Source organism: Pseudomonas anatoliensis (assembly GCF_017976235.1).
Taxonomy (GTDB): domain Bacteria; phylum Pseudomonadota; class Gammaproteobacteria; order Pseudomonadales; family Pseudomonadaceae; genus Aquipseudomonas; species Aquipseudomonas anatoliensis.
Map to the genome: position 1 here is coordinate 257915 of NZ_JACVHC010000006.1, position 13001 is coordinate 270915.

Here is a 13001-nt window from a genome sequence, read left to right on the forward strand (position 1 = left end):
TTTTGCACTGGGTGCAAAGGAATTGCAGGATGGTAGCGGGAACTGGGTTCCCGCTGTTTGCTTTAGCCTGCTTTTATGAGTTTTTCGGCGATCCATTGTGCGATTTGCGGGACGACGGCGTTTCCGGCAGCGAAAGCTTCTGCAAGGTTGGCCGCATCCAGTCCGAGGCAAAGCCCATCATTTTCAGACGTTCGCTGCCGCTCAGCCATCTGATGCCATCCGTTCGGGTGAGCGATGAAAGTGGTACAGCCCATAGCGATTTGGGAGCCGGCTTTGTTTGCCAATAGAGTATTGGCAGCCCATGCATCCGCGGGGCGTGGCCAGGGCTGCGATTGAGACGCTGGAGGTATTGCTTCCACTGGCGCGGCGTCAGCCAGCAGCTCCATGGGGGGCATGCGTCGATGACCTGCAACCAGGAATATTCGACGACGTTGTTGGGGGACTCCGAAATATTGAGCATTAAGCACTCGCCAGAATCCCACATACCCGCTGTCCGCAAGGGCCCGGATGACTGTTTCAAAGTCTTGGCTATCGTTGATAGCGAGCAGGTTAACGACATTCTCAAGCACCACCCAGCGAGGTTGTGTTTCTTGGAGGATGCGTATGACTTCCCAAAACAGGCCGCTGCGTTCGCCGCGTAGGCCTCGGGTGTCTCGGTTGCCGGGTCTGCTGCCGGCGATGCTGATGTCTTGGCAGGGGAAGCCTGCGGTGATGACGTCAACGGGTTGGAGGTTGTGGGCGCCGCAGTGGCGCACATCTTCGTGTTGGGTGGCGTGTGGAAATCGGTCGGTAAGGACAGCCCGGTTGGTGGGGTTGAGTTCCACTTGCCAGGCGGTGCGGTAGCCTGCGTTTTCGAATCCGGCATCAAATCCTCCTATGCCTGCGAACAGGCTTCCAATGGTTGGCTGGGGCACTTCTGCGCTCGTTTGGGCAGATGCTCAGGGCATTCGGATAGGAGGCTCGGGGCCTTCAGGTGGTTGAGTGTTCCGCAGCGCGGGCACTTGATTTGTAGTTCGGTGACGCCTCGCGCGGTGGCGAGTTTGCGGTGGCATTGGCCACAGCGGATGTCTTGCATGGTTAGGTCCATTGCGTTGTGCGATCGTCAGTTCGCCTCTCGGTGTTAATCACCATTGGACGGTGACGCGTCCGTCCGCGCCGTCTGGTGCTGCGCTGCCTCCGCGGCCTCCGCCGCCGTGTCCTGGTGTTTGGGGTTTGCGGGCGTCCTCCCAGGATGCACCGGACTCGCCGCCGCCACCGGCGCCTCCCAGAAACGAAGTGTGGTTGGCGCCGCCCACGGGATGACCGCCGAAGCCAACGGTTTCATTTTCGTCCCCGCCAACGCCTGTGCCGCCATGGGGCGCTTTCCCATCGAGCATTCCGCCCACTCCAGCGGTAGCACTCAGGTAGCTCCCAAACGCAGATGCACTGCCGTTTGCACCTCTTGTGTCGGGAGTGGAAGCACCTGTGCCGCCCGCGCCTACGGTCAGGGTAACGGTGGCTAAGCCGCGCAGGTCGACGAGTTTTCTGGCGATGCCGCCGCCCGACCCACCTGAGGGGCCCGGATAGGTAGAGGATCGTGCGCCACCGCCGCCCCCAGCGATTACGACGACCCATGCTTTGGTGACGCCTGACGGTACGTTCCAGGTGTGAACGCCGGGTTTGGAATAGACGGTGCGACCGCGGAACGGGTAAAGGTCGGCGAGGGTTTTGGGGGTGACGATGGTGTTGGTTTCGGTGCCTGCTTTAACGGCGTGCTTGGTTGCGATGCGCGCCATGCCTACTGTTCTTTCGGTAGCGTGAATAATTTTTTCTGCGACGGTTCGCAGTGATTCGATTTTCTCTTTGAGCCATAGCGTGCGGTTGGTGAGCTGTTTGATCGGCAGGTTGGTGACGCCGTCGGGTCCGCCCACGACCGGGTCGGAGGTTTCGATCTGGTAGACGCCGGGCGTCCATTCGTTGGCTTCGGGTAGGTCGGCCATTTAGCTGCTTCCATGGTTGTATTGGCCGTCGTAACGGGCGACTGCGTTGTAGCGAATGGCAACTGACTGGTAGTCGAGTGAGACCAGCCGGCAGCGTGCCGGGGCGACGGACAGAAGGACGCGGCGCAGGAGCACCGCTTGGTCGTTGGTGATGACGCGTTTGAGGATGACGCGGTACAGCGGCCACATCGGCTTTGCGTCGGGGCCAATGTCGGGTTGTGTTTGTGGCCCCTCTTGGAGGGTGACTTCGCCGAAGCCCAGCAGGCGGATGACTTCGCGGATCGCCCAGGGGGTGCCTTTGAAGCGGTGCAGTTCGATAGCGTTTTTGATGAGGTTACGTTTGGCTTGCTCGGACTCGGCCAGTTGCCAGGCGGCTTCGTCGAGTAGTGAAAACTGGTCGGCCAGGTGTGGCAGTAACTTGGGTTTCACCAGGTCGATCAGGTAGACCAGCATGGCGTTGAGGTCGAGGTCGGCCAGTGACTGGTCGAGCATGTCGCAGAGCAAGGTGAAACGTTCGTCGCCGGCCAATGCGGGGCACAGTGGTTGCTCAGCCATGGGCGACTCCGGCATCGATCAATTTGATTTCGGTGCAGTGGGCCCATTCGTTGCCGCTGAGCTCGCGGCTGTCTAGCGGCATTTGCAGGTCCGCGCGATATACGCCGGGGACTTGCAGCGCGGCGGTGAGTTGTTCGGGCACCAGGTCGCGGCCAAGTGTGGCGCTGCATTCTTGCGCGTAGGTGTTGGCTGCTGCGTGGGCCGCGGCCATGGTGGCGTTGCGGTCGGCGGTCTCGTAGAAGGTGAGGTTTGCGTTGATTGCATAGCTGACTTCGATCGGGGCTATGGCGTGGACGGTGTCGCAGAGCGGGCGCAGTTTTTCGCCGCTGATCTGACGCGTTATGTCTTGCAGAAGTTGCGGTGTGGGCAGGCCCTCGGCGGTCAGTGGGTATAGCGCAACGTGGCCGTCGGGCTGGCCCTCGTCGGGGCCGTGGACGGCGACGTCAATGATGGACTGGTGCACGGCCAAGGCGTGGTAGCGGTAAGCGGCGCGGCTGCCTGCGTTGCTGAAGGCTTCGGGGGCCAGGATGATTCGTTCGCGGTAGCGGTCGTCGTCTTCGTCCGCGGCGCCGTCGGCGGTGGACGTGGTGTTGCTGGCGGTCAGGCCTATTGCGGGTGGGTTGCCGAGGACGCTGATCTGGCCTGCTGTCCAGCCGTTGCCTTGTTCACCCGCCGTCAGGCAGGTGGCAGTGACGGTCACTTGGGTTTGGTTGGCGGCCAGTGTTGCGTCTCGGTCGGTGATGAAGATCAGCTTGGCATCTTGGGTGCTGACCGGTGTGCCGATCGGGATTAGCACAGGCCGGGTCGTTATGGTCGGCAGGCTGAAGCGCAAGGTGCAGCGGGCGGCTTTTGCGAGGAGTCGCGGTGTGGCGACCAGTTCGCCGAGGTAGTCGAGGATCGATCCGCGGGCGAAGCGCACCAGCAGTTGTTCGCCGGCGTGTTGGATGCTCATTTGTAAACGGGAGACGGCGTAGGCGATCTGGTCGATGTAGAGCCGTTCGATTTGGGCTGGGTACAGGGTTTTGCCGGATCGTTTTTCGTAGCGGGCGATCAGTTCGGCTTCGAGCGCCGCGGGGTCGATTTTGATGAATTCGGGTTTAGGCAGTTGGTGCATAAAGGACCTCGGTTAGCTGGGGAAGCCGGCCGGTCACACGCCATTGCACGCGCACGATGATTTTTTGGGCGCTGATGTGGATGTTGACGGCGATCACGCTGACGCGCGGTTCCCAGCTGCGGATGGCTTCGATGGCTTCGCGTACCAGGTGTGGGGTGACGCGGTTGGTGGGCCAGTCTATGTAGAGGTGCAAGTTGCTGCCGAATTCTGGGCGGTGTGGGTCGCTGCCTTTGGGGGTGGTGAGGATGATGCGTAGGGATTGGTCGATGTCGCGCAGGCCCTCGACGATCTCGCCGGTGGTACCGAGTGCGGGCTGCCAGTGGGTGGCGGTGATGCTGGTATGGGGGATGGGCGTTGTCATGGGCCCAATGATGGGGGGGCTCTTGGTGTTACGCTTTTAATCGAGTTTAGAGGGTAATGCAGGTTAAGTTAGGGGTTAGAAGATGGCAGTCGAGGCTGGAAAATGAGCAGAGCTAATGTTACGCCATGCTTTAGAGCGGAGAGCTTCAATTGCCCACGGTGTGGTGCGTTCGCAGGGATGAAATGGAATGACTTGCTGTTAAATAGCAATGAGTACGCATCTATTACGTTGTCGACTTGCGCGGCATGTCAAAAACCAAGCGTGTGGATTGATGACGATGATGGGAGCATGCCGACTCCAGGCTTGCCTCTGTTAGGGCTTTTAGGAGGAAGTCAGGCTCTAATTTATCCCCATGACTGCGTTGCGCCTCAGGCCGAAGAAGATATGCCTGAAGATATAAAGATAGATTTTGAGGAGGCTCGTCTAGTCTTTAACCACTCTCCTCGGGCAGCCGCTGCGCTTTTACGGCTTTGCGTACAAAAACTTTGTCAGGAGCTATTGGGCAGAAAAGGCGACATCCACAAACAGATTGGCGAACTTGTAGAAATGGGGTTGCCCCCACGTGTATTGAAGGCTTTTGATACCATTCGTATTTTCGGAAATGAATCTGTGCACCCTGGGACGCTTAACCTCAATGACACACCAGAGGTCGCGCTGGTGCTTTTCACACTATTGAATATGGCTGTTCGTCACTGCATCACTGAGGAGAAGGAGCTTGAGACCATCCGAGCGCTCACTCCTGAAAACAAACGCCGAGATATTTGATCGTCGCTTGTGATGACATAATTCCATATTCTCAGACAACATGTATCGCAATGTGCCTCGCTTCCGTCGAGCATTGCCTTCGTAAAAACGAAATCAGGATGATTTATGAGTCGGACAGTGCCACCAACCTATAACGCCGCTAGCTTTAACTGTCCACACTGTGGTGCATTTGCTGGCATGGAGTGGCAGCCTCTGCGGTCTACAAATTACGCCTACACAATGATCTCGATGGCGATCTGTCATTCCTGCAGCGACCTAAGTCTTTGGATCTCTCCGGGTAGCTTGGAAGAAGATGCATTCGCTCAGGTCTTCAAGTCGGGTAAAGCGGAAATTGTTTACCCAGCTCAGGTACTCGAAGCACCTGCCGCTCATGAAATGATGCCAGAAGAAGTTAAAACTGATTACGAGGAGGCACGCCAGGTTTTTTCAGTATCCCACAGGTCTGCGGCTGCCCTCCTGCGACTAAGCCTTCAAAAGCTTTGTGAAGGCCTTGTTGGAAAGAAAGGCAATATAAATGAGCTTATAGGGTCGCTTGTAAGCAAAGGAATGCCTGTAAAGATACAACGTGCTCTTGACGCTATCCGCATAATTGCCAACAACGCTGTGCATCCCGGCGAACTGAATATTGATGATAAGCCGGAGATGGTCGCACCACTTTTCGGTCTAATTAACCTCATCGTCGAAAATCAAATCGCACAGCCTGCAGCCATTGAAGATATTTATTCATCCTTGCCTCCGGGTGCGCTAGCTGCTGTGGAGCGGAGAGATGCTTCCAAAACGTGATCAGTGGCTATGATGGTTCGAATTGCCTCCTACATCTGTAATTTTGCCTACGGCATTGATATCGCCATTCACCAGCAAGTCACCATTTATAGTGACCTGCTGGATGTCGACTATTCCGGAAGGCGCTTTCAATAAAACTATTCCCGTTGTCTCAATAGTTATATCGCCCCCGCATTTCAGTACCACTTCCCCCACACACTCCAACGTCATCACCCCAGCCGCCCGGTCATACGCCGCCACCGTCCCATCGCTATACCGCACATAGTCCGTGTCCTCATCCACCACCGGTGGTGGTTCCGCGGTTGAGTAGATCCCGCCCAGGTAAACCCCGCCCGCGCCATCCGCATCCAGCAGCACCGCGACCTGTTCGCCCAGTTCGGGCATGAGTGGGCGGCGTTGGGTGCCTTGGGTGTTGCGTTGGGGGATTTGGAGCCAGTAGGTCTGGAGGCCGTCGCGGTCGTCGAGGCGTACGCGGAGGCGGCAGGTTTTGTGGTCCAGGGCGGTGACTTCGCCGTATTCGAGTTGGGTGGGCATTGGGGCTCGTTTTGGTCGGGTGGTTTTGGGGTGGATGGGCGGGCGTTTTCGCTAGCAAGCTCGCTCCCACAGGGATTTTTGTGTCTGGTCTTTTTGGCGATGAAGATCAAAAGATCGCAGCGTGCCGCAGCTCCTACAGGGGTATTGGGGTGTTTAGGGGATTCTTGTGACTTGTTGGTGGGTGGTGTAGCCGCCGTCGCGGGTGATGCGGTGGGTGGATGAGGTGATGAGGTAGCGGCCGTTGAGTTGGCCGGTGGTGTGTAAGGTGATGACGTTGCCGCTGGTGAGGTGCGGTTGGCCTTGGGTGGTCCATTGGCCGGTGGTGCGTTGGCGGTTGGCTTGGGCGAGTTGGGCTTTGGCTTGGGCTTGGGTTTGTTCTGTGGTGGTGCTGCGTTGGCGGCTTTTTTGGGTGTCGGCGCTGGTGGTGGTTTGGGTGGCGCTGCTGGGGGCGGCGACGGTTTGGTTGTTGATCAGTGTGTAGGTGATGAGTTGTTTTTTGACTGGGTCTTTGTGTTTGATTTCGATGGCTTTGGGGAGGGTTTTGATTTGGTCGCGTAGGTGGATGTGGGCCAGGTCTGTGAGGCGATGCGCTGCAACGGGTGTGGCGTAGGCGAGTTGGCTGATGGCGTGGAAGACCAGTTGTTGGCCGGTGATTTTGAAGGCGTAGTCGTAGGTGGCGGCCAGGTCGCGCAGGAAGGTCAGGTCGGTGTCTTGTTGGGTCAGGCGGTCCAAGGGAATAGGCTCGATGTGGCCGACCAGGGTCAGGCCTTGGCGTGTGGCGATTTGTTGGGCGATGGCGGCCAGGGTGAGGTTTTCGTAAGCACGGTGTTCGAGGGTGCGCAGTGGGTCGTTGATGCCGGTGGCCAGGGCGTGGATGGTGATGGTTGAAGGTGGGCCGGTGAGTTCGACTTCGTCGATTTGCAGACGGCCGAGGGTGCGGATCAGGGCGCCTTCCCAGCCGATGGCTAAGGTCAGGGTGTCGCCGTGGCCTGGGTACCAGGCGTCCCGCCAGTGACCTTGGGTGTCTTCGAGTTCGACGGCCAGGCTGTCGGCCTGGCCGGTCAGGTGGTCGGTGTAGGTCAGTGACAGCAAGTGTTCGCTAATATCGCGGGTGATGTTGCGCTGTTGGTAGGTCAGCACGAAGCGCGCTTGCGGGACCTGTTGCGGGTTTAGCGCATCCATGGCGGTAAGTCCTGTGCGGTGGGCAATGCGGCGAGTAGCGGAATGGCCAAGGTCAGGCCCGAGGGCAGCGTGCCGCTGAGCGGCACGTTGGGGTTGGCCTGGGCGATGGGCCAATAACGGTGGGCATCGCCGTAGTAGCGCCAAGCCAATTGGTCCCAGCGTTCGCCTTCGGTGGTGAGGTGGGGAATAAACATCAGATTCTCCGGGTGAGGACGTCGGCGGCCAGACCGGCCAGCCGGGTGTTGGCGCCGTCCAGTACGCTGACGGCGTTGTCGAGGGCTTCATGTGAGGCGCCGAGGCGATCGATGATGTTGGCCAGGTCGACCGGGTTGAGGCTGGCACGCGCGCCCATGACGCTGCCCAAGACGTCTTCGCCCAAGCGGGATAAATCGGCGCCGTCACGCAATAGGCCTGCCGCGTTGAGGAAGCCTTGCAGCGGCTCGATGGCGCGGGCGGTGACGCCCAGTAGTTGCGGGACTTGGCCGAGGATGATTGAGGGGTTGCCACTTTTGACGGCGTCGTAAAGGTTTTGCCCGGCGCGCAACACGTTGCCGGCTGATTTGGCGTGGCTGATCACGCGCTGCGCGGTGCTGGGCGCAGAGGCCTGTCGGGATATCACGCCCGGTGAATCGTGTGCGGCGGCGGTGTCGCTGGTGGTGGGATCGAGTAAGCCTGGGTGATGGGGCTTGCGGGTGAAGGCCCCGGTGTACTCGCGCAGGCTGACTTGCACCGTGGCGGCCATCAACTGGCCAGTGGCCGTGGCACGGCGAACGGTGTTGCTCAGTTGCGTGATGACGTACGGCCCCAGGTACTCGCCGCTGCCCATCACAAACGCCAAGGGCTGGTGTTGGCTTTTGGCCTGGCGCAGTGCGCGCAAGCGGTGTTCCGGGTTGCCCAACACCGGGTGTAACTCAATGGTGAGGCGGCATTCGTCGAGCCCTTCGCCGATCCATTCCAGCAACGGTTTGCCCTGAATGCGCGCGTGCTCGGCCCAGTCGGCAGAGCCGCTGTGTTCGATGGCGCTGATGCCACCGGCCACGGTGAATTCAATGTCGCCGAGAATGGCAAACATCAAACACCGCCCTGATCTGACGGCCCATAACTACGGCGGCGCGTGTCGTGAAGATAGCGCTCCATCATGCGCATCCATTCGGTGTAACCGGCCTGTAGCCCTTGCTGGATGGCGTCAATGCCGGCGCCTGCGGGCACGTTGATCTGTGGCGAAAAATGAAAGGTCATTGAGCCGGTAGCCGGCGCTTTTGCGCCAGCAGACATTGCCCCGCCCGCGACCAGGGTGCTGGCTTTGGACACGTGCATCGGGTTGGGTGACGCCATGTCGACGCGGCTTTGCGCGGCCATGCCCAACGCCGCTTGGCGCACCAGACCGGCTTGGGCGCTGATGCCCAACGCGGCGCCTTGGCTGATGTTGGCGCCGTAGCCGATGAATACTCGACTGGGCGACTCGATGCCGAGGGTTTCGGTGAACCAGCCTTTGACGGCGGAACCGATGCCGATCACGCTTTCTTTCAGGGCGCCGGCACTGTTGCTGATGCCATTGACCAGACCGGTGATGAGCAAGCTGCCGAACTCGGTGAATTTGCCCGGCAGCTGAACGCCGAAGTAACTCATTACCCCGGCGAACGCACGGTACAGCCAGCCCAATGGGGAAAAGTTGACCAACACCGCGAGGATGCCGGACAGGCCACCGCTGAACCCGGTTTTCACTTCCGCCCACAAGCTGCTGAAGAAGGTTTTGATCGGCTGCCAGTGGCGGTAAATCAAGTAGGCCGCCAGCGCGATGCCGGTGATCAGCAGCCCGATCGGGTTCATCATCAAAGCCCGGCCCAGCCAGAGAATGGCTTGGCCTGCGAGCTTTAACCCGAACAACAACGAGCCGCCCAGCACCTTGGCCAACATCAACCCGCCCTGAGCGACCAGCCTGAGGGGGCTGGCCAGCGCAAGGAACGCACCACGCAAAAACAGCCCGCCGAATTTGCCGACCCTGCGCAACCCCGTACCCACGCGCTTTAACGTCGTGAGCAGTGGCCCGAACTTGCCCATTTGCCACGCACTGCGCAGCAAGGTGAACTTGGCGGACAACGCGGTAACCGTGGTGGACATGGCCACAAACGGCGCCATGACCAGATTGGCGCCGTAAGCGATGCCAATGAAGGCCATCTTGCCGAGCAACAAGCCACCGACCAACCCCACAACACCCTTGATCAGCGCTGGATTTTCACCGGCCCAGACCGAGAACGAGCGCATGACTGGCACCACCGCACGACTGACCTCAACGATTGCCGGCAGCAACGCATTGCCGACAGAAATGCCGACGTCGACCAGGTTGATGCGCAGCTCTTTCAACTGCTCTTTGGCGCTGCCCATGCGCTTGGCCCAATCGTCATCGAGCGTGCCTTTGTCGGCGGCGTCTTTACTGCCTTGCTGAATAGTGCCCAAGTCTTGTTGATTGGCCAGCGCCGGGCGGATGAAGGACAAGACCTGCTGGTCGGCAAACAACTCGCCGAGCTTGTAGGCCTCGTCCAACCGCGCCAAGGCGATTTGGCGTTCGTGCTCGTCCTTGATGTGCAGCGCCTTGCCGTACTGCGCCGCCGCGGCCGGGGCTTTTTGGCCCAAGTGTTGGGTGAGGATATTGATCATGGCCTGGGCCGGAGACAGCCCTTCGCTGACCAGATTCTTCATGCTGCCTTTGAGGTCGATACCGGCCTTTTCAAACGCCTTGAGCGTGTCGGGCGCGGTGATCTTGGACAGGAAGTTTTTGAAGTTATTGGCGGCCTCGTCATTGCTGCCAGCGCCACGGCGGGCGATCTGCAACGAGGCGCCGATTTCCGCTACGGCGCGCTCCCCGGTGATGCCCAGCGCGGCGAACTGCGGGGTTAATTGCGGCAGCCATTTGGCCATGTCGGCGAGTTCAAACTGGCCGCTTTTGCCGGCGAACGCCAGCATGTTCATCGACCGTTCAAAACCCGCCGCGCCGATGTTGAGGTTGTCATTCAGCGCAATCGCCACCGCCCCCAAGTGATCCATGCTGGCGCGGGTGGCGGTCGCGGTTTTGGCCATCACCGGGGCATAGGCGGATAACTCTTTGAGATTGCCAATGCCGCCGGCGATCAACACGGCCGTGCCTTTGGCGACGTCGGTTTGGGTTTGATTCCACTTCAGTGCGGCGCCGCGCATGGCCATGCTGAGGCGAGCTTCTTGCGCCGGGTCGAAGTCCCCGGTGATGGCAATGTCGCGGGTCTGATCTTGAAAATTGATGGCGGTTTTCATCGACTGCACGACCGGCGCGCCCAATGCCGCGCCAGTGCCGGCAACCTCCATGGCCTGACCGCGTAACTCACTGCGTTGGGACTTCAGCGCTTCACCGCGGGCGATGCTGGCCGTGAGGCGTAGCTGTTTGGCGTTGAGCTGGTCCAGCGTGTGGCCTACGGCGTCGTATTGCCGGCGCAGGCGCTCGAGGCCCACGCCGCCACGGGCCAACGAGGCCGACAGCTGATCGCCGATTTGCTGTTGCTTGGCCGTGAGCCCCTGCATGGCCTGACCCAATTGGCGCACGGTCGACTTGGCCGAACCAAACGCGGCGTTGAGGCTGCCTGAAACAACGGCACCAATTTTTAAACCGACGAGGACTTCGTTCGCCATCATTGCTACGCTTTGGGAATGATTGAAAAAACCGCACTGCGCACCGCACACACTCTGTACGCACTGGCTATTGGCGCCGGTGTGATCTGGCTTGCCTGGCTGTGCCTGATGAATCTGCCGTGGTGGGCGGCGGTGGTCGCGTTCTGTTTGGGGCTGCCGCTATTGGCCATGGCGGCCGCCCCGATTGCTGCGGGCGGCGCGTTGCTGGCCGGGTTGGTGGCGGGACTGGTGACGCTGGTCAGCTGTTCGATTGCTCGGCGTGCTCGAGCCGACGGTTAATCTCACGCTGGCACACGTCGACCCAGCGCCAGTAATCGACCATGGCCAACCGTTCTATTTCAGACGGTTGCATTTTCAGCACCAGCAGCAGTGCTTCGTCCCAGGACTGGAGCAAGGGCTCGGCCGGCTGCCATTTCCCGCAACACCTCGGTGGCGAGGGTTGAGTCGGCGATGTCGAACTCGCCAAGGTCTTCGAGGGTGATGCCCAGCAGTTTGGCGACCAGCAGGTCTTCCATGGCGCCTTCGTCTTTGGTCACGGCTTGTGCGGCGCTGATGTCTTTGCGTTTGAGGCGCGTGATGGGCAGCGTCGAGACGAGCTCGCCGCCGGCGCTTTTGAAGGGGAATTTGAGGGTGAAGGTCAGTGCGTCGGTCATGGTCATTGCTCCAGGTTCATCAGTGGTCTGTCAGTAGAGCGCTGATGGTGGTGGAACGCTGAGCGGCTGGCTTTTAATCAGATTTAAAGAGGCGACGCTTGCCAATGCATCGGCGGAACAAAAAAGCAGCCAGCCGCTGAGGCTGACTGCTTAATCACTGACGTGCGTAATGAGCAAGTCGCCAAACAGGCCGATTACTCAGTTGGCACAACGATATCCAACGCTTTGTTGACTGCCAGCTCCCCCAACATGACCACTTGCGCAATGCCCAGTAGGGTATGGCGGTTTGACCCCTCCAGCATTCCTGCAAAATTACCGAGCATGACCGAGGCGGACGCCAAGGATCCGCAGGCGTTGGTCAGCAACGACTCGGTGTCGGCTTGCGGGTTGGCCATGAACAAGGTGTTGGGCGTATAGGGTGTGGCCATGATCGCCGCAGGTAGAAGGTAATGGTCGAGCGCACGTTCTGCCGCTTCGTGGAGCTTTCTTGAGTTGGGTGAGGCATACGGGGATGCCGGGTCTGTTTCCGGTGGTTCGGGTGTCTTGGACATCAGCTGATACTCCGATAAGAGCCGCTTGAGGGTCTTTGATAGAGGGCGTGAAGCGTCAAGGTCGCGACCGTAGACGCTTGTGTGCAATGAGGGAGCAAGCCCCCTCACTCATCTGTATCGCAACTATTACGGCAAGCGCTGGTTATCCAGGACTCGACCGACGACCAGCTCACTGAGCATGATCACCTGCTGCAGCACCAGCATCTTTTTGCGATGTGGCCCGTCCATCAACTCGGCGAATTCACGCGCCATGTCACTGGCGGACGACAAGGTTTCGTAGGCCTCGACGAGCAGCGTTTCGTCGTCCACCGTGGGGTCGATGAGGTAGATTCGGCCGGTCTTGCGTGTGGGGATCGACGTCTTTAGTGCCGAGGGATTGAGGTAGAAGTTGATCGCACGTTCTGTCGCCTCTTTGATGTTTTGAGGTTCAAGGGCGGCGTCGTAAGGGATCGGATCTGCGTCCGGGGGATTTGGCGTAACTTTGAACATAGATGAAGTTCCTAACACATTTATAAGGAGACTCCACCCTTTCGCTACCAAACGAAGGGTGGCGGCCATGCACGGGTTGGTAGACCGGGTGTTAGGATCCGGCGCGCCCTAGGACGCCCCATACATGACCACCATATATCCGACGAGAAAACTCTCGGCGATAGTGAGCTTGTATAGCTAACACACCGGGCTACCAAACCCGATCACTGTTTTGCAGTGATGGGGAAACGATATAGCCCGGTTCGAAGCCGCACAAGCCGGCGGATTCTGGCGTATGCGTAGGCAAAGGCACAAGGTTTTGTAGCCTTTTTGGCGTAACAGCTCGTGTAATTTAAACGCGCGCGCGAAATGGTGTTTACGCGCCGTGATGGTCGT

17 protein-coding genes are annotated in these 13001 nt (G+C 59.4%); 3 read left to right on the plus strand and 14 right to left on the minus strand.

Going from position 1 to position 13001, the window contains the following annotated elements; translation table 11 throughout:
• Window positions 1-62 precede the first annotated feature (62 nt).
• From ICA16_RS20820 to ICA16_RS20845, 6 genes are read right to left on the minus strand one after another with little or no spacing between them, the layout of a single operon-like run.
• Window positions 63-914, minus strand: coding sequence for a DNA cytosine methyltransferase (locus ICA16_RS20820; protein WP_210701392.1), 852 nt, complete (start codon window positions 912-914; stop codon window positions 63-65).
• Window positions 875-1075: a Com family DNA-binding transcriptional regulator gene (locus ICA16_RS20825; protein WP_210701393.1), complete on the minus strand. Its 201-nt coding sequence runs from the start codon at window positions 1073-1075 to the stop codon at window positions 875-877. Before ICA16_RS20825 ends, ICA16_RS20820 begins: the two co-directional genes overlap by 40 nt.
• 49 nt (window positions 1076-1124) lie before the next feature.
• Window positions 1125-1979 (minus strand): glycine-rich domain-containing protein, encoded by an 855-nt coding sequence (locus ICA16_RS20830; RefSeq protein WP_210701394.1) that lies wholly within the window; start codon window positions 1977-1979, stop codon window positions 1125-1127.
• Window positions 1980-2534, minus strand: a complete 555-nt coding sequence (locus tag ICA16_RS20835) for a phage tail protein I (RefSeq protein ID WP_210701395.1) — start codon at window positions 2532-2534, stop codon at window positions 1980-1982. It lies immediately after the preceding gene.
• Window positions 2527-3648 (minus strand): baseplate assembly protein, encoded by a 1122-nt coding sequence (locus ICA16_RS20840; protein WP_210701396.1) that lies wholly within the window; start codon window positions 3646-3648, stop codon window positions 2527-2529. Before ICA16_RS20840 ends, ICA16_RS20835 begins: the two co-directional genes overlap by 8 nt.
• Window positions 3632-4009 (minus strand): GPW/gp25 family protein, encoded by a 378-nt coding sequence (locus ICA16_RS20845; RefSeq protein ID WP_210701397.1) that lies wholly within the window; start codon window positions 4007-4009, stop codon window positions 3632-3634. The genes ICA16_RS20840 and ICA16_RS20845 overlap by 17 nt, the downstream gene beginning before the upstream one ends.
• Before the next feature lie 177 nt (window positions 4010-4186).
• On the opposite strand from ICA16_RS20845, the gene ICA16_RS28225 reads away from it, so the two are divergent.
• Window positions 4187-4774 (plus strand): DUF4145 domain-containing protein, encoded by a 588-nt coding sequence (locus ICA16_RS28225; protein ID WP_228734205.1) that lies wholly within the window; start codon window positions 4187-4189, stop codon window positions 4772-4774.
• Window positions 4775-4879: 105 nt separating this feature from the next.
• Window positions 4880-5557: a DUF4145 domain-containing protein gene (locus ICA16_RS28230; RefSeq protein ID WP_228734206.1), complete on the plus strand. Its 678-nt coding sequence runs from the start codon at window positions 4880-4882 to the stop codon at window positions 5555-5557.
• On the opposite strand, the gene ICA16_RS20860 is transcribed toward ICA16_RS28230, so the two are convergent.
• The 5 genes from ICA16_RS20860 to ICA16_RS20880 all read right to left on the minus strand — a co-directional run bounded on the left by ICA16_RS20860 (window position 5558) and on the right by ICA16_RS20880 (window position 10933).
• Window positions 5558-6091, minus strand: a complete 534-nt coding sequence (locus ICA16_RS20860; RefSeq protein ID WP_210701398.1) for a phage baseplate assembly protein V — start codon at window positions 6089-6091, stop codon at window positions 5558-5560.
• Window positions 6092-6244: 153 nt separating this feature from the next.
• Window positions 6245-7273, minus strand: a complete 1029-nt coding sequence (locus ICA16_RS20865; RefSeq protein WP_210701399.1) for a phage late control D family protein — start codon at window positions 7271-7273, stop codon at window positions 6245-6247.
• On the minus strand, window positions 7261-7467 hold the full coding sequence (locus tag ICA16_RS20870) for a tail protein X (RefSeq protein ID WP_210701400.1): 207 nt from the start codon (window positions 7465-7467) through the stop codon (window positions 7261-7263). Before ICA16_RS20870 ends, ICA16_RS20865 begins: the two co-directional genes overlap by 13 nt.
• Window positions 7467-8345, minus strand: a complete 879-nt coding sequence (locus tag ICA16_RS20875; RefSeq protein WP_210701401.1) for a phage tail protein — start codon at window positions 8343-8345, stop codon at window positions 7467-7469. Before ICA16_RS20875 ends, ICA16_RS20870 begins: the two co-directional genes overlap by 1 nt.
• A complete protein-coding gene (locus ICA16_RS20880) occupies window positions 8345-10933 on the minus strand; it encodes a phage tail tape measure protein (protein ID WP_210701402.1) in 2589 nt (862 codons plus the stop codon). The genes ICA16_RS20875 and ICA16_RS20880 overlap by 1 nt, the downstream gene beginning before the upstream one ends.
• An 18-nt stretch (window positions 10934-10951) precedes the next feature.
• On the opposite strand from ICA16_RS20880, the gene ICA16_RS20885 reads away from it, so the two are divergent.
• A complete protein-coding gene (locus ICA16_RS20885; protein WP_210701403.1) occupies window positions 10952-11212 on the plus strand; it encodes a hypothetical protein in 261 nt (86 codons plus the stop codon).
• A gap of 59 nt (window positions 11213-11271) precedes the next feature.
• Here the strand turns inward: ICA16_RS20885 and ICA16_RS20890 are convergent, their stop codons facing one another.
• The 3 genes from ICA16_RS20890 to ICA16_RS20900 form a co-directional block, all read right to left on the minus strand.
• Window positions 11272-11586 carry a phage tail assembly protein gene (locus ICA16_RS20890; RefSeq protein ID WP_210701404.1) on the minus strand — a complete coding sequence of 105 codons (315 nt, stop codon included), beginning with the start codon at window positions 11584-11586 and terminating at the stop codon, window positions 11272-11274.
• Window positions 11587-11780: 194 nt separating this feature from the next.
• Window positions 11781-12137, minus strand: a complete 357-nt coding sequence (locus tag ICA16_RS20895; RefSeq protein WP_210701405.1) for a DUF6124 family protein — start codon at window positions 12135-12137, stop codon at window positions 11781-11783.
• Between the two features lie 126 nt (window positions 12138-12263).
• Window positions 12264-12626 carry a DUF6124 family protein gene (locus ICA16_RS20900; RefSeq protein WP_210701406.1) on the minus strand — a complete coding sequence of 121 codons (363 nt, stop codon included), beginning with the start codon at window positions 12624-12626 and terminating at the stop codon, window positions 12264-12266.
• Window positions 12627-13001: the final 375 nt, after the last annotated feature.

Coding starts and splice junctions, on each gene's coding strand:
- ICA16_RS20825 (WP_210701393.1), bottom strand. CDS start 1,075: ATGCAAGACATCCGCTGTGGCCAATGCCACCGCAAACTCGCCACCGCG.
- ICA16_RS20830 (WP_210701394.1), bottom strand. CDS start 1,979: ATGGCCGACCTACCCGAAGCCAACGAATGGACGCCCGGCGTCTACCAG.
- ICA16_RS20835 (WP_210701395.1), bottom strand. CDS start 2,534: ATGGCTGAGCAACCACTGTGCCCCGCATTGGCCGGCGACGAACGTTTC.
- ICA16_RS20840 (WP_210701396.1), bottom strand. CDS start 3,648: ATGCACCAACTGCCTAAACCCGAATTCATCAAAATCGACCCCGCGGCG.
- ICA16_RS20845 (WP_210701397.1), bottom strand. CDS start 4,009: ATGACAACGCCCATCCCCCATACCAGCATCACCGCCACCCACTGGCAG.
- ICA16_RS28225 (WP_228734205.1), top strand. CDS start 4,187: ATGAAATGGAATGACTTGCTGTTAAATAGCAATGAGTACGCATCTATT.
- ICA16_RS28230 (WP_228734206.1), top strand. CDS start 4,880: ATGAGTCGGACAGTGCCACCAACCTATAACGCCGCTAGCTTTAACTGT.
- ICA16_RS20860 (WP_210701398.1), bottom strand. CDS start 6,091: ATGCCCACCCAACTCGAATACGGCGAAGTCACCGCCCTGGACCACAAA.
- ICA16_RS20865 (WP_210701399.1), bottom strand. CDS start 7,273: ATGGATGCGCTAAACCCGCAACAGGTCCCGCAAGCGCGCTTCGTGCTG.
- ICA16_RS20870 (WP_210701400.1), bottom strand. CDS start 7,467: ATGTTTATTCCCCACCTCACCACCGAAGGCGAACGCTGGGACCAATTG.
- ICA16_RS20875 (WP_210701401.1), bottom strand. CDS start 8,345: ATGTTTGCCATTCTCGGCGACATTGAATTCACCGTGGCCGGTGGCATC.
- ICA16_RS20880 (WP_210701402.1), bottom strand. CDS start 10,933: ATGGCGAACGAAGTCCTCGTCGGTTTAAAAATTGGTGCCGTTGTTTCA.
- ICA16_RS20885 (WP_210701403.1), top strand. CDS start 10,952: ATGATTGAAAAAACCGCACTGCGCACCGCACACACTCTGTACGCACTG.
- ICA16_RS20890 (WP_210701404.1), bottom strand. CDS start 11,586: ATGACCGACGCACTGACCTTCACCCTCAAATTCCCCTTCAAAAGCGCC.
- ICA16_RS20895 (WP_210701405.1), bottom strand. CDS start 12,137: ATGTCCAAGACACCCGAACCACCGGAAACAGACCCGGCATCCCCGTAT.
- ICA16_RS20900 (WP_210701406.1), bottom strand. CDS start 12,626: ATGTTCAAAGTTACGCCAAATCCCCCGGACGCAGATCCGATCCCTTAC.